Genomic DNA, 18,134 nt, shown 5'->3' with positions numbered 1-18,134 from the left:
GAGGGAAGGGGAACCTCCCTCCGGGGTTGCTCAGCTGCCGACGGCCTCCGCGCGCACCGGGACCATCAGGCGGGAGATGTCGACCCTGCGGCGGAACAGGCCCCCGCTCGGCGCCGTGGCTCCCGGGTTGCCGGAGAACCGCTTCGCGGCGTAGGCGGCGGGATCGGGGAACGAGATTGCTGCGGCCGGGGTCGATGCCTCCACGGGCTCTTCTGCCAGCACCCTGGCGGCCATCGGCGCGTCGTCGAGGTCGTCGTCCTCGAACGGATCGTCGTCGCCGGCGCCCTGGAAGATGTCGTCGACGAACGGCATGCTCTCGGCCTCCACGTCGACCGGCACACCCTCGACGGGCGCGTCCTCAACCGTCCTGCTCTCCACCGGCGCCGCTGCGACCGGACGGAAGATGTCGTCCGGCATGACCGGCGGGTACACGACCAGCTCCGGAACGACCAGGCTCAGGTGGCTGTGGGCGGCGCCCTGCTCCACGACCGGCTCCGGGGCGACCGGGGTCGGGCCGGGCACGGGTTCGGGCGTGGGCATGGTGTCCCTGGCGAACGCCGCGTCCAGCGCCTGCTGGAGATCGGGCGAGAGCGTGACGGCGCGGAGGTGGCGGGGCGTGTACTCGACGTCGCAGTCGAACGCGTCCGCATCGAGGTCGAGGAAGCGGGAGCCTGCGATCACCTGGGTCATGTCGTCCACCTGTCTGGGTCGAAGTACGTCACGGGTGCGTCCCAGGAAGGGGGTGTCACAGCGCTGCCCACCGCCCGGACCGGGACGGCGAGTGGCCGTCGTGGCCCCGTCACCGCGAACACGCGGGTGAGCAGGGCTGCGAGCCGGCGCAGCGGTTGGCGCATTGTGTAGGACCCCTCCCGAGAATGCGCAATGAGCGTCTCACGGCGGTCCTTGCCCGAGTAAGGCCCCAAAAGGGTGACCGGGGAGGTCCCCCGCGAGGGGTGTCAGTCGGGCACCGCCAGTGCCGCTCGCAGCCGCTCGGCGTGGTCGGCCTCCTCGCCCGCCGCGTAACGGGTCCGCGGCCAGAAGAAGCCGCGCAGCCCGTCCCCCTTGGTGCGGGGGACGACGTGGACGTGGAGGTGCGGCACCGACTGGCTGACCACGTTGTTCAGGGCGACGAACGTGCCCTCGGCGCCGAACGCCGGCGTCATGGCGCGTGCGATCCGCTGCGCGACGGTGAACAGGGGCTGCATCAGGTCGCCGGGAAGGTCCAGCAGGGTCTCGACGTGGCGGGTGGGGACGACGAGGACATGGCCCTTGAACACCGGACGGTGGTCGAGGAACGCGACGACCCGGTCGTCGCGCCACACCTCGTGGGTGCTGAGCTCGCCGTCGATGATCTGGCAGAAGACGTCCGTGGCCATGCCGGGATTCTCGCACCCGGTAGCGACGAACCCGAGAACGCCGACGGCCCCCTCGCCGGAGCGAGGGGGCCGTCGGTCTCTACGTCAGAGCGGGGAGATGTTCGAGGCCTGCGGGCCCTTGGGGCCCTGGGTGATCTCGAACTCGACCTTCTGGTTCTCCTCGAGGGAGCGGAACCCGGAGGACTGAATCGCGCTGTAGTGGGCGAAGACATCGGGGCCGCCGCCGTCCGGGGCGATGAAACCGAAGCCCTTCTCGGCGTTGAACCACTTCACAGTGCCGGTGGCCATGCACAAACTCCTTCTTGATGCGTGCGGCGCCGCCTTCCGGAACCGCGTGTCGTCCCCGCACCCCCCGAAGGAGTTCGCCCGCATTCCCGGCTTGGGGATGCGAGCCGGTACAGCGACTACAGGCGCTACATTAGCGGGTGCGTGCCCTGCGCGGAACAGGTGCGTCCGCCGAGCGTGGCGCCAGTTCGCCCACGGCGGACTGCTCCGGCCTCAATCGGCGCCCTGTGGAGCCACCCGGACGGTGAGCGCAGCGGGACGCACCGAGCACGACATCCGCGTGCGCCGGCCGACGGCGTCCCCGTCCAATTGGGCCTCGACAGGCGCTTTCGTGACGATGTCGACCCGCTCCGAGGTGAGGTGGACGAGCGAGGGATGGCCGCGCCGGTGCACGGACAGCACGTGGAGGGCGATCGCGACCCAGGCGGAGATCGAGCGCGGGGTCGCGAGAATGGTGTCGAGCAGGCCGTCGTCCACCCGCGCGTCGGGAATCAGCTGGAGCCCGCCGGCGAGCTCGCCGCAGTTGGCGACCATCACCGTTCGCGCGTGCTGGCTGACCGCGCGCTGGCGGTCGGCCCGCACCCGGACGCCGAAACCGAGTCGGAACAGGGCTCCGACCCCGGACAACGCGTACGCCAGCCAGCCGACCCGCTTCTTCAGCCGTGGGTCGACGGCCGCCATCATCTCCGCGTCGAGGCCCATGCCGGCGGCGACGAGGAAGACCGCCGGCTCCTCGTCGTCCCACACGACCTCACCGACGTCGACAGCGAGGTCGGAGCCCGTCATCGCGACGGCGAGCGCGGCGTCCAGATCGTCGACGGGAAGGGAGAGGTTCCGCGCGAGCAGGTTGCCCGTCCCGCCGGGGAGGAGGCCCATCGGCAGGCCGGAGCCGAGCAGGCCGCTGGCGACCGCGCGCACCGTCCCGTCGCCGCCGAGGGGGCAGACGAGCTCCGCGCCGGCCTCGACGGCCTCTCGGGCCTGGCCCTCGCCGGGATCCTCGACGGTGGTCTCGTACCAGGTCGGCTCGGGCCAGCCGTGGTCGCCACACAGGCGGGCGACGTCGTCCCGGACGCGGGCGGGATCGTCGAACTTGGACGGGTTCAGCACGACGGCCCATGACGCCGGTGCCGATCGGGTCGCCGCATCCATGCGCGCACTCTACGCCGGGCCGGTGGCGCCGATGGGCCCGGCCCTCCTATGGTCTGGCCATGCGGACCAACAACGCCCTGCAGGTGATCTTCGCGTTCTTCCTCGGCCTCGTCGTGGTGGCCTTCGTGGGGATCGGGGTGAACACGTTCTACCCCGAGCCGGAGTGGACGGGCACGGGCGAGGGCTACCCGAACTGGCGGCTGACCACCGGCATCATCCTGCTGGTCTGCGCGACCGTGCTGCTGGTGATCTCCCTGATGCTCCCCGAGGCGCAGGGCGTGCTGTCGAACGGCGTCCTGCTCGGCGGCGTGTTCACCATGGTCTACGCGGTCGGCGTCACGGTCACGACCGACCGGAGCGTGCTCCGCTTCATCGTCGTCGCCGCGGCCCTCGCCGTCACGATCGGGATCGGCTGGGTGAAGTTCGCCCGTAGCCATCGCGTGGCGGGGAGCCGGACGGAGGTCGGGGAACCTGCGGCCGCGGTGCCCAGCGCCCCCGCGTCCGAAGCCGCGTCCGGGGCGCTCGCGTCCGCCGAGGCGTCCGGCGCGCCCGCGTCCGCCGACCTCGCCGGCCGCCTGGCCGCCGTCGAGCGCAGGCTGGACGCCCTCGCCCGAGCCCTCCAGCCCTGATCCCTCACACCGCTGGCGCGTAACCGGGGACGGTTCTCGTTACGCGCCAACCAGGTCGGTGGCGTGGAGGTAGAACCGTCCCCGATTACGCGCCGACGGACGCGGTCAGGTGCGGCTTGGCGCCGTCGGCGGTGGTGACGGCCGCGCGCCACGCGTCGGGGTCCCTGCGCCACCAGGCGCCCACCGTGGAGGGGAGCAGGATCGGGCGGGTGAACGCGACCTCGACCGAGTACGCCTCCGGCAGCCGGGGTTCGAGGGCGGCGAGCAGGCGGGCGTGCGTCCACATGCCGTGGATGATCGGACGCGAGAACCCGAACGCCCGCGCTGCCACCCGGCTGGTGTGGATCGGGTTCGGGTCGCCGGCCACCCGCCGGTACTCCCTGCCGAGGTCGGCCGGCAGCCGCCAGGTCGCGATCGGCGGACGCGGGACGAACTCCTCGCGCGCGGTCGCTTCCGGCTCACCCGGCACGGACGCGCCCTGCGCGAGGTAGGTGCTCACCCCGTCCCAGACCACCTCGTCGGCCACCCGCACCGCGGCGACCAGGTCGAGCAGCGCCCCCCGCTTGTGAGGACGCAGGTTCTCGATCCGCACCGAGACGTCGAGGCTCTCCGACACGGCGACCGGGCGGTGCAGCCGCATCCGGTTCGTCACGTGCACGGCCCCGGCGAGCCGGATGGTCGACTCCGGCCCCGACAGCAGGTGGACGTGCAGAGGGAACGCCAGCACGTGCAGCCAGGTCGGCGGCACGCGGTCCCGGACCGCGAAACCGCACACCCGGTCGTAGTCGCTGAGCCGCGCCACGTCCTGGGTGACGCCCCTGACCAGCGCGGTGCGCGACGGGACGCGCGCAGGGCCGCGGTCGAGGCTCGGCACCAGCGTCTTCGCGAACAGCGGCCCCAGCGCGGGCAGCGCCGGCAGCAGTTCGACGTCCGCGTCACTCACTGGCCGACCAGGTTCTGCCCGCACACCCTCACTACCTGGCCGGTGACCCCGCCGCTGGCCGGGTCGAGGAACCAGCAGATCGTCTCCGCGACGTCCACCGGCTGCCCACCCTGCCCGAGGCTGTTCGTGCGTCGGAACACCTCGCGCTGCACGAACGGGATCTTCGCCGTCATGTCGGTCTCGATGAAGCCCGGCGCCACCGCGTTCACGGTGATCCCGCGCCCGGCCAGCTCGGGGGCCAGCGCCCGGACGAGCCCGACCACGCCCGCCTTGGACGCCGCGTAGTTCGCCTGCCCGCGATTCCCCGCGATGCCGGAGGTGGACGCGATCCCGACGATCCGGCCGCCATCGGCCAGCCCACCGGGGCGGCCGTCGAGCAGGACGGGGTTGATCCGCAGCTCAGCAGCGAGGTTCACCTGGAGCACCTGCGCCCAGCGCTTCGCGTCGGTGTTCACCAGCAGCTTGTCGCGGGTGATCCCGGCGTTGTGGATGATGCCGTGGATGCGGGCGTCCGCGCCGTACCGGGACGTGACGTGCGCGGCGATCCGCTCGCCCGCGTCGGCCGCGGTGATGTCCAGCTGCAGCGCGGTCCCGTGCAGGCGGTTCGCCAGGGCGGCCAGCGCCTCCCCGGCAGCCGGCATGTCCACGCAGACGACGGTCGCGCCGTCCCGGGCGGCCACGGTTGCGATCTGCGCGCCGATGCCGCGGGCGGCGCCGGTGACCACGACGATCCGGTCGCGCAGCGGCGCCGGCGTCCCTTCGTGACGCTTCTTGGCTCGTTCCTCGCCCAGAAGCTCCTCAGGGACCGTTTCGGTTCCGGCGGCAGCCACCGTCCAGGCCTGGCCGTCGACGAACGCCGAGCGGCCCTCCAGCAGGAAAGAGAGGGTGGACGCGAGGTCCGCGGCGACCACGCCGGGCTCGACGAAGACCAGATTCGCGGTCGCCCCGCGGCGCAGCTCCTTGCCGACCGTGCGGACGATGCCGTCGAGCGCCTGGTGGACGGCCCGCGGCTCCAGGCCCTCCGCCTGCGCGTCAGCGACCACGACCACGCGCCCGGACGCCTCGAGTGCCCGCAGCGCCGGACGCAGCGCCGCCCGCAGCCCCTCCAGCTCGTCGATCCGGCTCAGGCCGCGCGCATCGACGACGACCGCGCCGATCCGGGAAGGATAGGTGGGCGGCTCCGGCCCGTCGTCCAGCAGCGCCGGGGTGGCCGCCACGCCGAGCAGGTCCAGCGTCTCCGCGACCAGGGTCGAACCGGCCAGGGCGGCCAGCGCGACCGGACCCTCGGGGAGCGTCCGGCCCCGCCGCAGCACGGGCGGCTCGGGCAGACCGAGCTTCGCGGCCACCGCCTGGCCGCCCCGGGAGTAGAACGCCTTCTCGAGCATGCTCGCCATCACACCGCCTCCAGGATCGCGACGACGCCCTGGCCGCCGGCCGCACAGATCGACACCAGCCCGCGCGCTCCCGCGCCGCGCTCGTGGAGCAGCTTCGCCAGCGAGGCGACGATGCGTCCGCCCGTCGCGGCGAAGGGATGCCCGGCCGCCAGCGAGGAACCGTTCACGTTCAGCCGCGCGCGGTCGATCGCGCCGAGCGGCGCGGCCAGGCCGAGCGCGTCCCGGCAGAAGTCCGCCGACTCCCAGGCGGCCAGCGTCGCCAGCACGGTGGACGCGAACGCCTCGTGCAGCTCGTACAGGTCGAAGTCGCCCAGCGCCATGCCCTGCCGCGCCAGCAGGCGGGCGACCGCGTGGGCGGGGGCCAGCAGCAGGTCGTCACCGGCGGCGTGGTCGACGGCCGCGACCTGGGCGTCCACCACCCGCGCCAGCGCCGGCAGGCCGCGCGCCTCCGCCCAGGCCTGCTCGGCCAGCAGGACGACCGCGGCCCCGTCGGTGAGGGCGGTTGAGTTGCCGGCTGTCATGGTGTCGCCGAAGACCGGCTTGAGTGCGGCCAGCTTCTCCACCGAGGTGTCCGGACGCAGGATGTTGTCCCTCGCCACGCCCAGGTACGGGGTGACGAGGTCGTCGAAGAAGCCACTGTCCCACGCCGCGGTGAGGTGGCGGTGGGACGCGGCAGAGAGCTCGTCCTGCGCCTCCCTGCTGATTTCCCAGGCCGCCGTGGTCCGCGCCTGGTGCTGGCCCATCGACAGCCCCGTCCGCGGCTCGACCACCTGGGGCGCCACGGGCGCGAGGTGGGATGGACGGATGGACGCGAACGCCTGCAGCCGCGCGGGCAGCGTCTTCGCCCGGTTGGCGGCCAGCAGCGCCCTTCGCAGTCCCTCGCTGACCGCGATCGGGGCGTCGGACGCGGAGTCGACGCCGCCACCGATCCCGACGTCTGCCTGGCCCAGCGCGATCTTGTTCGCGATGTAGACCACGGTCTCCAGCCCCGTCCCGCACGCCTGCTGCAGGTCGACGGCAGGGGTGGTGGGGGAGAGCGCGGACGACAGCACGGCCTCGCGAGTCAGGTTGAAGTCGCGCGCGTGCTTGAGCACCGCCCCCGCCGCGACCTCGTCCACGGTCTGGCCGGCCAGCCCGAACCGGGCGACCAGCCCGTCGAGGGCCGCCGTGAGCAGGTCGGCGTTGCTGGCGGACGCGTACGCGCCGCCCGCCTTGGCGAACGGCGTCCGGTTGCCGCCGACGATCACGGCGCTGCGCGGGAGCTGCATCGATCCTCCTTGGATTTACCCGATACCGAGGGTAGCAGGTACGGGCAGTACCGGGTAGTGTGGGCGTCGTGACCACCGATGGACGCGACACCCGCTGGGCCGAGCACAGGGAGACCCGGCGCCGCCAGCTGGTCGAGGACGCCCTCCGCGCGATCCGCCGGCACGGGGCGGGCGTGGGCATGGACGAGATCGCCGCCCAGGCGGGCACGTCCAAGACCGTCATCTACCGGCACTTCGGCGACCGCGCGGGGCTGTACGCGGCGGTCGTCGCGAACGTCCACGCGTTCATCCACCACGACCTCAGCGCGGCACTGCAGCTCACCGACCCGGGCGACCTGCCCGTCCTCGCGCACGACCTCGCCGACGCCTACCTCACGCTGGTCGAGCGGGACCCGGAGATCTACCGGTTCCTGCTCACCCCGCCGGACGCGTCCTCCGTCGACCCGTACGGCGGGCTGCCCGAGTTGATGGGCGAGCACGTCAGCGCGGCCATCGCTGACCACCTGACCCGCCGCGGCCAGGACCCGTCCTGCGCGCCCACGTGGGGGCACGGGCTGGTCGGGTTCATCCGCGCGGCCGCCGACTCGTGGATGGCCGCGGAACCGCGCGTGCCCCGGACCGAGGTGCTCGCCCACCTCGACGCCTTCTTCTCCCCGGCGCTGGCCACGGGGCTGGCCGCCGTCCCCCAACGACAGGAGTTGTGATGACCCAGGTGCTGGACGCCTCGACGACGAGCGCGCCGGACACGTCCCCGTCCCCCGGACTGGGCGCGGCCCTGTGCACCGCGCTGGACGGCCCGCTGGCCGATCGCAGGGCGCAGGCGCGAGCGGCGTTCCCGTCCGAACACCTGCTGCGCGACCCCGACCAGGGCATCGACGAGGCGCGGGACTGGGTGCTGAACCGGCTGACCGAGCTGTCGGACGCGGGCTTCGGCTCGGCCGGCGTCCCCCGCAACGCCGACGACGTGGCCGATCCCGCCGCGGCGGTGATCACCTTCGAGATGCTCGCGCACGGCGACCTGTCGACGCTGATCAAGTCCGGGGTGCAGTGGGGGCTGTTCGGCGGCGCGGTCACCAACCTGGGCACCCGCTGGCACCACGACACGTTCCTGCCCGACATCACGTCCATGAAGCTGCTCGGCTGCTACGCGATGACCGAGCTGGGGCACGGCTCGGACGTGTCCGGGCTGGAGACCACGATCACCTACATCCCCGAGACCGACGAGTACGAGGTGCGGTCGGAGACCCCGGAGGCCACGAAGGCCTACATCGGCAACGCGGCGCGCGACGGCGAGATGGCGGTGGTGTTCGGCCAGCTGCTGGTGCGTGGCAAGAACCACGGCGTGCACGCGGTGCTGGTGCCGATCAGGGACGAGGACGGCGCGGACCTGCCTGGCGTGACCTCGTTCGACCACGGGGGCAAGGGCGGACTGCTCGGGGTCGACAACGGCATGCTCCGGTTCGACCGGGTGCGCGTGCCCAGGGAGATGCTGCTGGACCGCTACGGCGGCGTGGACGCCGAGGGCCGCTACAGCTCGCCGATCGACAACCCCAACCGGCGCTTCTTCACGATGCTGGGGACGCTGGTGCGCGGGCGGGTGTGCATCGCGGCCGGGGGTGGCGTCGCTGCCCGGCGGGCGCTGTCCATCGCCACCCGGTACGCCCTGAAGCGGCGCCAGTTCGCCGCGCCGGGGCACCCGGACGGCGTGGTGCTGATGGACTACCTGATCCACCAGCGGCGGCTGCTGCCCGGGATCGCCCGCGCCTACGCGCTGGGGTTCGCCCAGAACGAGCTGACCGCCGCGCTGGTGCACATCCAGGGCGGGGGAGCGCACACCGAGCGCGAGCAGCGGCAGCTGGAGACGATGGCCGCAGGGCTGAAGGCCACCGCCACCCGGTTCGCGAACGACACCATCCAGGAGTGCCGCGAGGCGTGCGGCGGCGCCGGCTACATGGCCGAGAACCGGCTCGTCGGGCTGCGGGCGGACGCGGACGTGTTCGCGACCTTCGAGGGCGACAACACCGTCCTGCTGCAGCTGGTCGCCAAGGCGCTGCTGACCGACTACAAGCAGGTCTGGGGCGACCTCGACCGGGTCGGCATGGTGCAGGCCACCGCGCGCATGGTCGGAGGGACGATGCTCGAGCGGACGGCGGCGAACCTGCTGGTCGACCGGCTCGTGGCGACCGCGCGGCGGCGTCCCGATGAGCTGGCGCTGGTCGACCGGGGCTGGCACGCGTACCTGTTCGAGGAGCGCGAGCGGCACGCGCTGGAGTCACTGGCTCGCCGGATGCGGCGCGCGTCCAGCAAGGACTTCGACGCGGTGAACCGGCTTGGCGACCACATGCTGTTCGTCGCGAAGGCGCACCTGGAGCGGGTGCTGCTGGAGGCGTTCATCGCCGGCATCGAGGCGTGCACGGACCCGGCGGCGAAGGCCGTCCTGCAGCGGCTGTGCAGCCTGTACGCGCTGAGCAGCATCAACGACGACCGCGCGTGGTTCATCGAGCACAACCGGATCACCACCGGACGGGCGAAGGCCATCGGCGCCCAGCTGTCCGCGCTGTGCGGCGAGCTGCGTCCGGACGCCCTCGCCCTCGTCGAGGGCCTCGGCATCCCGGAGTCCTGGCTGGGCGCCACTTTCCTGGAGTAGGTCCCGTTCTGGCGCGTCATCGGGGCGGTTCCTGTTTCGCGCCAAGGAACGGGTTGGCGCGAAACCAGAACCGTCCCCGGTTTCGCGCCACAGTGGTGACGGCGGCCCTTCGTGACGCGTCCGCTCGTTCCTCGCGGCCGCTCCTCAGGGACCGTTCCGGTGGTGGGCCCTCCCCCCCGGCCTTGTCATCCCGGGCTTGACCCGGGATCTCCGGGTGGGTGCTCGCGGGTGAGGGACCGGAGAGGCGGCGCCGGGCCGGCGGTCCCGGTTTCGCGACACGCCGGGGGATGACGCAGGATGGGTTCATGACAGCGCGGTTCTCGAGGTGGCTCCGCCTCGTGGTGGCCACCGCGGCGATCGCGCAAGCACTGTGCCTGGTCCTGGTGTGGGTGGTGAACCTCTGGCTCTCCGCCGCCCTCGTGGACGAGGTGGGTTCCGACGGCATCGTCCTCACGCTCTCCGTGCTCGGCTGGGTGGAACTCGTGCTGGGTCTCGCGGTCCTCGGCGGGCTCGTGGTCGGCCTCTGGCTGCACAGACCGCTGTGGGCACGAGGGGTGGCGACCGTCACGATCGGCATGGTGCTGCACTGGGGCTGGTGGCTAGTCGACCGGCGGCTCGACCTGTTCGGCCTGGCGGGTATGGACGCCGGCGATCCCGCCTACCTGGGACGGGTCGAGGTCCGGCTGTGGACCAACCTCGGCATCGACGCCCTCGCGGTGATCGCGCTGGTGCTCGGCGGGATCCTGCTGCTGCGGCACCACCCACGTGACCTCGCGCTCACCCGAACCGACATCGCCGACGACGAGGAACGGCAGCCCGACGAGCTGCTGACCTAGGCGTCCGCGCTTCCTCCGAGTCCTTGGCTTCGGCTGACCGCGACGTTGCCCGGGTTATCGCCGGGGTGCGCCGACGGCGTCCGGGAGACAGCGACTTTTCCCGGCTTATGGGCGGGGCCCGCCCGCCCATAAGCCGGGCAACCTCGCGGTCACGCCGAGCGAGGCTCGGCACCGTCCCCATAACCCGGGAAACCTCGCGGTCACCGGACGGGATGGCCGGTCTCAGTCGCCGACGGCCTCCCTGCCGCGGGAGACCAGCAGCGGGTCGGGCTCGCCGACGATCGCCGCGTCCTTGCCCTCGTAGTCGAACAGGCCGAGGAACAGGCGCATCGCGTTCAGCCGGGCACGCTTCTTGTCGTTGCTCTTGATCGTGTGCCACGGCGCGGCGTCGGTGTCGGTGTGCAGGAACACCTGCTCCTTGGCCTCGGTGTAGTCGTCCCAGCGGTCGAGGCTCTCCAGGTCCATCGGGGAGAGCTTCCAGCGCCGCACCGGGTCGATCTGCCTGATCGCGAACCGCGTCCGCTGCTCCTGCCTGGTCACCGAGAACCACAGCTTGGTGACGTGAACGCCGGCGTCGCTGAGCATCTGCTCGAACACCGGCGCCTGGTGCATGAACGTCCAGTACTGAGCGTCCGTGCAGAAGCCCATCACCCGCTCGACGCCGCCCCGGTTGTACCAGGAGCGGTCGAACAGCACCATCTCGCCCGACGTCGGCAGGTGCGCGACGTAGCGCTGGAAGTACCACTGCCCGAGCTCGGTGGCGGTCGGTCTGGTGAGCGCGACGACCCTGGCCGCCCGGGGGTTGAGGTGCTCGACGAAGCGCTTGATCGTTCCGCCCTTGCCGGCGGCGTCGCGTCCCTCGAACACGATGACGTGCTTCTCGTCGTTGTCCTGGCACCAGTACTGCAGCTTCAGCAGCTCGACCTGGAGTAGGTACTTCTGGGCCTCGTACTCCTCGCGCGACAGCAGATCGTCGTACGGGTAGTTCTCGCGCCACGTCTCGACGGCGCTCCCGTCCGGGGCGATCAGGACGGGGTCGTCGCCGGAGTCGGCCCGGACGGTGTAGCCGGACTCGCGGAGGGCGTCGATGTGCTCGCGCAGCGACATGCTCATGGCAGAGCAGTACCACAGTCGGATGAACGCGGGGGCGAACTCAGGGAAGCCCGCAGCGCCGTCCGATCGCCGCGGCCACGGCGCCCGCGATCACGACCACGATGTAGGGGGCCTTCAGCTTCAGCGCGAGCGCGCCGGCGGCCAGCGAGAGCAGGCGCGAGTCGGGGGCGATCGCCTGCCCCTTGCCGACCGTGTTCATGACCGTGAGGGACGCGAGCAGTCCCACCGTCAGTGCGCCGGCCAGCGCGTGGACGACCGGGCGGTCCAGCAGCCGCTGGGGGAGCAGGTACCCGGCCAGCTTGATCACGTAGGACGCCGCGCACGCGAGCAGCACCCACCCCCACAGGCTCATCGGGGGCATCCGGAGGAGGGGAGGGGAGGGGGGTCGTGGGGGGTGGCCATCCGAGTGGCCGTCGAAGTGGTCATCCGGCCACCGCCGTCCGCTGCCGTCGCCACGCCCACCACGCAGCGGTCACCGCCGCGGCGATCAGGACGGGGATGCCCGGCGGCACCAGCGGCAGCGCGATCAGGGTCGCGGCCGCGGCGATCACTGCGATCGCGACCGGGTCGCGTCCGTGCAGGCGCGGCCACAGCAGGCCGAGGAACGCGGCGACAGCCGCGCCGTCCAGACCCCACTGGCCGGGGTCGCCGATCGCGTTGCCGGCGAGCGCGCCGATCAGGGTGAAGGTGTTCCACATCACGTAGACGCCGACGCCGGCCGTCCAGAAGCCGCGGACGCGCTCGTCGTGGTCCTCCTGCGCGGTGGCGGTGGCCGTCGACTCGTCGATGGTCAGCTGCGCCATCAGCGGGATCAGCTTCGCCGGGGGCCGGATGAGCGCTTTCAGCTGCATCCCGTAGATGCCGTTGCGGACGCCGAGCAGCGTGGCCGCAGCCCAGGCCGCCGCGCCCGTCCCGCCGCCCCCGATCACGCCGATGAACGCGAACTGCGAGCCGCCGGTGAACATCAGGGCGCTCAGCGCGCAGGTCTGCCAGACGTTCAGGCCCGCCGTGACCGAGAGCGCGCCGAAGGAGATCCCGTAGACCCCGACGGCCAGGGCGATCGACAGGCCCATCCGGACGGCGGGGGTGAGGCGGGACAGCACCGGCCCACGCTAGCGCCCCCGTTCCCGCCTGCTCGTCGGAATCTCAGCGGCCCGAGCGCCCGCTGCTCTGACAAGCCGGCGCCGGTGCGGCAGGATCGAGCCATGAGCCGCACGCTGACCCCGACCCGGATGGCCGAACGCCTGGCCACAGAGCGGGCCGACCTGGATGCCCTGCTGGACGAGGTGCTGGTCGCGCACATCGGGCTCAGCCTCGAGGACGGACCGCTGGTCATCCCCACCGGGTTCGCGCGCGACGGCGACCGGCTGCTGTTCCACGGCTCGACCGGCTCGCGGTGGATGCGGGCGCTGGCCGCGGGCACGCCGGTCTGCGTCACGGTGACGGCGCTGGATGCGCTCACGGTCGCGCGGTCGGCGTTCGAGTCGGGCATGCAGTACCGCAGCGCCTGCCTTTTCGGCACCTGCACGGCACTGACCGCGGACGAGGCCGCCCGCGCGCTGGACGTGTTCACCGAGCGGGTGCTGCCGGGCCGGACCGCCGAGATCCGTCCGAGCACGAGCAAGGAACTCGCGGCCACGATGGTGCTCGCGCTGCCGATCGACGTGTGGTCGCTGAAGCGCTCCGACGACTTCGCCCAGGACGCGGATGCCGACGTCGCCGGCGACGCGTGGGCGGGCGTCGTGCCGCTCGTCTCCGGCTACGGCGAGCCGGTCCCGAGTCCCGACCTGCGTGCGGGGATCGACGTTCCGCCGTCCATCCGCCGCCTGGCCACCCGCTGAGCCATCATCACGCCACAACGTCCCGGGAGGGTCGTCATCGACCTTCCCGGGACGCTGTGTTCCATGCGGCCTCAGCGCAGGGCGTCGGGCTCGTAGTCGGGGAAGGTGGGGCCGTCCTCGGCGGTGTCCTCGAGGACGTCGGTGCCGCGGGCCTTCGCGATCGACCGCATCAGGTGGTAGAGCACCAGCGCCGTGACCGTGCCGACGGTCACGCCGCCGAACGTCATCGAGCCGAACGTGAACGTGAAGTTCGCGATGCCCATGATCAGGCCGATGGCGGCCGGGATCAGGTTCACCGGGTTGGTGAACGCCACCTTGTTGTCGATCCAGATCCGGGCGCCGAGCAGGCCGATCATGCCGTACAGGACGGTGCCCGCCGCGCCGATCACGCCGGCGGGGATCGTCGCGATCGCCTGGCCGAACTTCGGGATGAACGACAGCACGATCGCGATGGAGCCGGCGATCCAGTACAGCGCGGTCGAGTACACCTTGGTCGCGGCCATCACGCCGATGTTCTCTGCGTAGGTGGTCGTGCCGGAGCCGCCGCCGAAGCCCGCGAGCGTCGTGGCGACGCCGTCGGCCAGCAGCGCGCGTCCCATCGTCTTGTCGTAGTTGTGGCCGGTCATCAGCGACACCGACTTCACGTGCCCGACGTTCTCAGCGATCAGGACGAGGACGACCGGAAGGAACAGCGCGGCGACGTTGAAGTCGGGCGTCGGCAGCTGGAAGTGCGGCAGGCCGATCCAGTCGGCCGAGCCGACGGCCGCGAAGTCGACCTGGCCCTGGGCGAGCGCGGCGATGTAGCCGACGACGACGCCGAGGAGGATCGACAGGCGTCCGATCAGGCCCTTGAACAGGACGGTGATCAGCACGATCGCGAGGATCGTGATCCAGCCGGTGAGCGGCGCGGCGGCGAAACCGCCGGTGACCGTGGTCTTGATCTGGCAACCCGTGGACGCGTCGGGGAGGCAGGCGCCGGACGCGTCGAGCGGGACGCTCTGCGCGCTGCTCTGCCACGCGGCGCTGGCGAGGTTGAAGCCGATCAGCATCACGATCGTGCCGGTCATCACCGGCGGCATCAGCGTGTCGATCCACTTCGACCCGGCCAGGTGCACGACCGCGCCGACGATCGCCAGCAGGATGCCGGTGAGCATGATCCCGAACAACGCCTTGCCGATGTCGCCGCCGGCCTTCGACGCGAGCACGGGGGAGATGAACGCGAACGACGAGCCGAGGTAGCTCGGCAGCCGGTTGCCGGTGATCAGCAGGAAGACGATCGTGCCGACGCCGCTGAAGAACAGGGTCGCGGGGATCGGGAAACCGGTGATCAGTGGAACGAGGAACGTGGCCCCGAACATGGCGACGACGTGCTGTGCGCCGAGGCCGAACATCTTGCCCCAGCCGAGCCGTTCGTCGGGTTTCACCACCGCCCCGGGCCGGATCGTCCCGTCACCGTGAAGCTTCCAGATGGCCATGTGATCCCCTTCTGCCGAGCAGGTCCAGCGCACTCTATTGGTCGCGGGGACGCCGACGGACCGGCTCCGGAATCTTGTGAGATGGCGCGCGGTGAGGTCCTCCCGCCCGCCAGAATGAGGGGACTGTTCCCTTGGTGAGGACGGCGTGCGACGTGGCCGCCGAACTCGAACCCCGATCTCCTCGGCGGGGCAGCGTGGGTGCCGCCGCCGTCACGAAGGGCCCCGACTTGGCGTGTACTTTCCGCCACGTCATCCCGGGCTTGACCGGGGATCTCCGCGCTGCCCTCCTGTCATCCCGGGCTTGACCCGGGATCTCCGCGTCAGTGGGGTCTGCGTGTGGACGTCGTAGGGCGGCGCCACGGCCCGTGCCCCAAGAACCCGTCAGATCCAGGAGCGCAGCCACATCCGGGCGAGCCAGTCCTTGTAGAGCATGAGCTGGTCGGTCAGCACGGGGTAGATGTAGGCGAAGTTCAGTGCTACGAGCGCCATCGCGACGCCGACGATGATCGCGCCGCGTCTTCGGTGGGGGCCGTTCGCCGGGCCGAGGATCAGCCCGAAGACCATGGCGAGGATCGTCACCGTGAACGGGATGATGCAGATCGCGTAGAAGAAGAACACCGGGCGATCGGCGTTGGGGAACCACGGCAGGTAGGTCGACATCGCCGCGATGATCGGGACGCCGAAGCGCCAGTCCCGGCCGGCGATCCACCAGATCAGGCCGACGAAGAGCGCGATGAAGGCCATCCACCACAGCACCGGCGTCCCCATCGCGGAGATCACCCGGATGCAGGTCGCGTCCCCGGTGGCCATGCACCCGTCCACGCCCGGCTTGATGTCGTTGACGGCGTCCACCCCGGTCGGCCGCGCCATGATCAACCACCCGATCGGGTGCGCGTCGTACGGGTGGGTCTGCTCCCTGATGTAGCTGCCGGTGTGGAAGTTGTAGATGTCCTGGTGGACCTTCAGGAACGAGGCCCACATCTCGCCCAGGTGGATCGTCCACGGGCTGTCGGGGTGCTTCACCCCCCAGTCGCGGTCGTAGCCGCCGGTCGTCAGCAGCCAGCCCGCCCAGGACGCGACGTAGACGATCGCAGAGACCACGACGAGCCGGATGAACGCGGGGATGCCGTCGATCAGCAGCGCCTGCCAGGCCCGCCAGTCCGCACCGGCCAGGCGCCGCGCGCCCACGTCCCACAGCACGCTCAGGACGCCCATGGACGCGAGGACGAACACCGAATTCCACTTCGTGCCCAGCGCGAGGCCGAACATCAGGCCGGCCAGCAACCGCCACGGACGCCACCACACGATCGGCCCGAAGCGGCCCCCGAAGTCCGGCTGGCCGAGCCGCTCGAGGTGGTCGGCCAGCTTCCCGCGGTACCAGTCGCGGTCGGCCACCACGCAGGCGACCGCGGCGACCAGGAAGAACGACTGGAAGATGTCCAGCAGCCCGATCCGGGACATCACGAAGGCGAGTCCGTCCAGGGTGAGCAGGACGCCGGCGATGCCGCCGATCAGCGTCGAGCGGGACAGCCGCCGCGCCATCCGGATCGTCATGAACACCAGCAGCGTCCCGAACACCAGCGAGGAGAACCGCCAGCCGAACGAGTTCATCCCGAACAGCTGCTCGCCGACCCCGATCAACCACTTGCCGACCGGCGGGTGCACCACGAACTCGGCCGCGTCCTTGTAGACGTCCACGTTGCCGGCGACGATCGAGCCGTTGGCGTCGCTCGGCCACTGCTTCTCGTAGCCGTACTTCCACAGCGTCCAGGCGTCCTTGGGGTAGTACGTCTCGTCGAAGACGAGCTTGTTCGGGTAGGCGATGTTCACGAACCGGATCACGAACGCGATCGCGGTGATGCTCAGCGTCACCACCCAACCGGCGACCTTGTCCCGCAGCGCGGCCTGGCCGTCCCGCAGGCGTTCGATCGTGCTCAGTTCGTCGTGGTCGGTGGGCCTTCGCAACCGTCGCCAGGGCGCCGGGGACGCGGGCGCGGGCACGGCCGCCTCCGCGTCCGGGTCGGGTTCGTCCCAGTCGAGCGGGGAGATGCTGTTCCCGGTGCTCACCGGCCCCTCGGGATCCCTCGGGTCGCCGGACGCGACGCGTCCACCGTCACCCCACTCCGCTTCCGTCACGCGGTCATCCTAGGCGGACGCCGGTCGGGGCCGACCGCGCGCGCCGGGAATCAGGAATACTGCACGGGTGGACGTGACGCGGGAGGCGGGACTGCTGGTTCTGGCCGGCACCCCCATCGGGAACCTCGACGACGCCTCACCGGCCCTGCGCGATGCGTTGGCGACCGCGGACGTGATCGCCGCGGAGGACACCCGCCGCCTGCACGGGTTGCTGTCCCGGCTCGGCATCACGACCTCGGCCCGGGTGGTCTCCTACTTCGACGGGAACGAGGCGTCGCGGGTCGGCGGGCTGCTCGGTGCGCTCGAGGAGGGGCGGACCGTGCTGGTCGTCTCCGACGCCGGCATGCCGACTGTGTCCGACCCCGGGTACCGCGTGGTCGCTGCGGCCGTCGAGGCCGGCCGGGACGTCCGGGTCGTGCCCGGGCCCTCCGCGGTCCTGGTCGCGCTCGCCCTGTCCGGGCTGCCGACCGACCGCTTCTGCTTCGAGGGGTTCCTGCCCCGCAAGGGCGGGGAGCGGCGCCGGCGGCTGGCCGAGCTCGCGTCCGAATCCCGCACGATGGTGTTCTTCGAGGCGCCGCACCGATTGGCGGAGTTCCTGGCGGACGCGCGCGCGGCCTTCGGCGACGACCGCCGCGGCTCGGTCAGCCGCGAGCTCACCAAGACCTGGGAGGAGACCCGCCGGGGCTCCCTCGCCGAGCTCGCGGAGTGGGCGGCCGACGGGGTGCGCGGCGAGATCACGGTCGTCGTGGCCGGTGCGGAGGCGTCCCTGCTGTCGGTGGCGGACGCGGTGCCGCTCGTGCTCGAACGGACCGCCTCCGGGGAGCCGTTCTCCGCCGCGGTGGCGGCCGTCGCCGCCGAGTCCGGGGTCGCGCGGAAGGCCCTCTACGCCGCCGCCCTCGAGGCCCGCGGGACGCGTCATGGCTGAGGTCGTGGAGTCGTGGCGGCGGCCCTTCATGACGCCGTCCGGCTCGTTCCTCGCCGCACGGCTCCTCAGGGACCGTTTGCGTCGACGCCCAATGGACGGGTCCTTTCTCCAACGCTC

The 18,134-nt window shown here is 71.8% G+C and carries 18 protein-coding genes; 6 read left to right on the top strand and 12 right to left on the bottom strand.

The window, feature by feature from the left end; translation table 11 throughout:
• Positions 1-30: 30 nt before the first annotated feature.
• The 4 genes from QM779_RS09255 to QM779_RS09240 form a co-directional block, all read right to left on the bottom strand.
• Positions 31-690, bottom strand: coding sequence for a hypothetical protein (locus QM779_RS09255; RefSeq protein ID WP_428534451.1), 660 nt, complete (start codon positions 688-690; stop codon positions 31-33).
• Between the two features lie 266 nt (positions 691-956).
• On the bottom strand, positions 957-1,376 hold the full coding sequence (locus QM779_RS09250; protein WP_428534449.1) for an HIT family protein: 420 nt from the start codon (positions 1,374-1,376) through the stop codon (positions 957-959).
• An 84-nt stretch (positions 1,377-1,460) separates the two neighbouring features.
• Entirely contained in the window at positions 1,461-1,664 is a 204-nt protein-coding gene (locus tag QM779_RS09245; protein WP_415154382.1) for a cold-shock protein, read from the bottom strand.
• A 210-nt stretch (positions 1,665-1,874) separates the two neighbouring features.
• Complete coding sequence (locus QM779_RS09240; protein ID WP_428534447.1) at positions 1,875-2,810, bottom strand: diacylglycerol/lipid kinase family protein; 936 nt, start codon at positions 2,808-2,810, stop codon at positions 1,875-1,877.
• Positions 2,811-2,869: 59 nt separating this feature from the next.
• On the opposite strand from QM779_RS09240, the gene QM779_RS09235 reads away from it, so the two are divergent.
• Positions 2,870-3,439 carry a hypothetical protein gene (locus QM779_RS09235; RefSeq protein ID WP_428534445.1) on the top strand — a complete coding sequence of 190 codons (570 nt, stop codon included), beginning with the start codon at positions 2,870-2,872 and terminating at the stop codon, positions 3,437-3,439.
• Between the two features lie 85 nt (positions 3,440-3,524).
• Here QM779_RS09235 and QM779_RS09230 read toward each other — a convergent pair whose 3' ends face one another.
• Genes QM779_RS09230 through QM779_RS09220 form a run of 3 tightly spaced genes read right to left on the bottom strand, consistent with a single transcriptional unit; the run spans position 3,525 to position 7,044 of the window.
• The gene (locus QM779_RS09230; protein ID WP_428534443.1) at positions 3,525-4,382 is read right to left on the bottom strand and encodes a MaoC/PaaZ C-terminal domain-containing protein; all 858 of its coding nucleotides are present in this window, start codon (positions 4,380-4,382) and stop codon (positions 3,525-3,527) included.
• Positions 4,379-5,776, bottom strand: a complete 1,398-nt coding sequence (locus QM779_RS09225; protein ID WP_428534441.1) for a 3-oxoacyl-ACP reductase — start codon at positions 5,774-5,776, stop codon at positions 4,379-4,381. Before QM779_RS09225 ends, QM779_RS09230 begins: the two co-directional genes overlap by 4 nt.
• Positions 5,776-7,044 carry an acetyl-CoA C-acetyltransferase gene (locus tag QM779_RS09220; protein WP_428534439.1) on the bottom strand — a complete coding sequence of 423 codons (1,269 nt, stop codon included), beginning with the start codon at positions 7,042-7,044 and terminating at the stop codon, positions 5,776-5,778. The genes QM779_RS09225 and QM779_RS09220 overlap by 1 nt, the downstream gene beginning before the upstream one ends.
• A gap of 68 nt (positions 7,045-7,112) precedes the next feature.
• On the opposite strand from QM779_RS09220, the gene QM779_RS09215 reads away from it, so the two are divergent.
• The 3 genes from QM779_RS09215 to QM779_RS09205 all read left to right on the top strand — a co-directional run bounded on the left by QM779_RS09215 (position 7,113) and on the right by QM779_RS09205 (position 10,527).
• The gene (locus tag QM779_RS09215) at positions 7,113-7,748 is read left to right on the top strand and encodes a TetR/AcrR family transcriptional regulator (protein WP_428534437.1); all 636 of its coding nucleotides are present in this window, start codon (positions 7,113-7,115) and stop codon (positions 7,746-7,748) included.
• Entirely contained in the window at positions 7,748-9,691 is a 1,944-nt protein-coding gene (locus QM779_RS09210) for an acyl-CoA dehydrogenase (protein WP_428534435.1), read from the top strand. The genes QM779_RS09215 and QM779_RS09210 overlap by 1 nt, the downstream gene beginning before the upstream one ends.
• Before the next feature lie 305 nt (positions 9,692-9,996).
• Entirely contained in the window at positions 9,997-10,527 is a 531-nt protein-coding gene (locus tag QM779_RS09205; protein ID WP_428534433.1) for a hypothetical protein, read from the top strand.
• A gap of 222 nt (positions 10,528-10,749) precedes the next feature.
• Here the strand turns inward: QM779_RS09205 and ppk2 are convergent, their stop codons facing one another.
• From ppk2 to QM779_RS09190, 3 genes are all read right to left on the bottom strand, one after another.
• Positions 10,750-11,640 (bottom strand): polyphosphate kinase 2, encoded by an 891-nt coding sequence (gene ppk2 / locus QM779_RS09200; protein ID WP_428534431.1) that lies wholly within the window; start codon positions 11,638-11,640, stop codon positions 10,750-10,752.
• A 40-nt stretch (positions 11,641-11,680) separates the two neighbouring features.
• Positions 11,681-12,001, bottom strand: a complete 321-nt coding sequence (locus tag QM779_RS09195) for an AzlD domain-containing protein (RefSeq protein ID WP_428534429.1) — start codon at positions 11,999-12,001, stop codon at positions 11,681-11,683.
• Positions 12,002-12,062: 61 nt separating this feature from the next.
• Positions 12,063-12,743 carry an AzlC family ABC transporter permease gene (locus QM779_RS09190; protein ID WP_428534427.1) on the bottom strand — a complete coding sequence of 227 codons (681 nt, stop codon included), beginning with the start codon at positions 12,741-12,743 and terminating at the stop codon, positions 12,063-12,065.
• A gap of 102 nt (positions 12,744-12,845) precedes the next feature.
• Here QM779_RS09190 and QM779_RS09185 point away from each other — a divergent pair, with 102 nt between their 5' ends.
• Positions 12,846-13,481, top strand: coding sequence for a pyridoxamine 5'-phosphate oxidase family protein (locus tag QM779_RS09185; protein WP_428534425.1), 636 nt, complete (start codon positions 12,846-12,848; stop codon positions 13,479-13,481).
• Between the two features lie 71 nt (positions 13,482-13,552).
• Here the strand turns inward: QM779_RS09185 and QM779_RS09180 are convergent, their stop codons facing one another.
• Positions 13,553-14,956, bottom strand: coding sequence for a uracil-xanthine permease family protein (locus tag QM779_RS09180; protein WP_428534423.1), 1,404 nt, complete (start codon positions 14,954-14,956; stop codon positions 13,553-13,555).
• A gap of 381 nt (positions 14,957-15,337) precedes the next feature.
• Positions 15,338-16,855: a dolichyl-phosphate-mannose--protein mannosyltransferase gene (locus QM779_RS09175; protein WP_428538384.1), complete on the bottom strand. Its 1,518-nt coding sequence runs from the start codon at positions 16,853-16,855 to the stop codon at positions 15,338-15,340.
• Between the two features lie 310 nt (positions 16,856-17,165).
• On the opposite strand from QM779_RS09175, the gene rsmI reads away from it, so the two are divergent.
• Positions 17,166-18,017 (top strand): 16S rRNA (cytidine(1402)-2'-O)-methyltransferase, encoded by an 852-nt coding sequence (gene rsmI, locus QM779_RS09170; protein ID WP_428538381.1) that lies wholly within the window; start codon positions 17,166-17,168, stop codon positions 18,015-18,017.
• Positions 18,018-18,134: the final 117 nt, after the last annotated feature.

This window comes from Propionicimonas sp. (genome assembly GCF_049840635.1).
In the GTDB taxonomy this organism is placed as follows: Bacteria; Actinomycetota; Actinomycetes; order Propionibacteriales; family Propionibacteriaceae; genus Propionicimonas.
This window is presented reverse-complemented; position numbering and strand designations above follow the sequence as displayed.

Excerpts from the sequence above, each read along its gene's own strand:
- QM779_RS09255 (WP_428534451.1), bottom strand. The coding sequence starts at position 690 with ATGACCCAGGTGATCGCAGGCTCCCGCTTCCTCGACCTCGATGCGGAC.
- QM779_RS09250 (WP_428534449.1), bottom strand. The coding sequence starts at position 1,376 with ATGGCCACGGACGTCTTCTGCCAGATCATCGACGGCGAGCTCAGCACC.
- QM779_RS09245 (WP_415154382.1), bottom strand. The coding sequence starts at position 1,664 with ATGGCCACCGGCACTGTGAAGTGGTTCAACGCCGAGAAGGGCTTCGGT.
- QM779_RS09240 (WP_428534447.1), bottom strand. The coding sequence starts at position 2,810 with ATGGATGCGGCGACCCGATCGGCACCGGCGTCATGGGCCGTCGTGCTG.
- QM779_RS09235 (WP_428534445.1), top strand. The coding sequence starts at position 2,870 with ATGCGGACCAACAACGCCCTGCAGGTGATCTTCGCGTTCTTCCTCGGC.
- QM779_RS09225 (WP_428534441.1), bottom strand. The coding sequence starts at position 5,776 with ATGGCGAGCATGCTCGAGAAGGCGTTCTACTCCCGGGGCGGCCAGGCG.
- QM779_RS09220 (WP_428534439.1), bottom strand. The coding sequence starts at position 7,044 with ATGCAGCTCCCGCGCAGCGCCGTGATCGTCGGCGGCAACCGGACGCCG.
- QM779_RS09210 (WP_428534435.1), top strand. The coding sequence starts at position 7,748 with ATGACCCAGGTGCTGGACGCCTCGACGACGAGCGCGCCGGACACGTCC.
- QM779_RS09205 (WP_428534433.1), top strand. The coding sequence starts at position 9,997 with ATGACAGCGCGGTTCTCGAGGTGGCTCCGCCTCGTGGTGGCCACCGCG.
- ppk2 (WP_428534431.1), bottom strand. The coding sequence starts at position 11,640 with ATGAGCATGTCGCTGCGCGAGCACATCGACGCCCTCCGCGAGTCCGGC.
- QM779_RS09195 (WP_428534429.1), bottom strand. The coding sequence starts at position 12,001 with ATGCCCCCGATGAGCCTGTGGGGGTGGGTGCTGCTCGCGTGCGCGGCG.
- QM779_RS09185 (WP_428534425.1), top strand. The coding sequence starts at position 12,846 with ATGAGCCGCACGCTGACCCCGACCCGGATGGCCGAACGCCTGGCCACA.
- QM779_RS09180 (WP_428534423.1), bottom strand. The coding sequence starts at position 14,956 with ATGGCCATCTGGAAGCTTCACGGTGACGGGACGATCCGGCCCGGGGCG.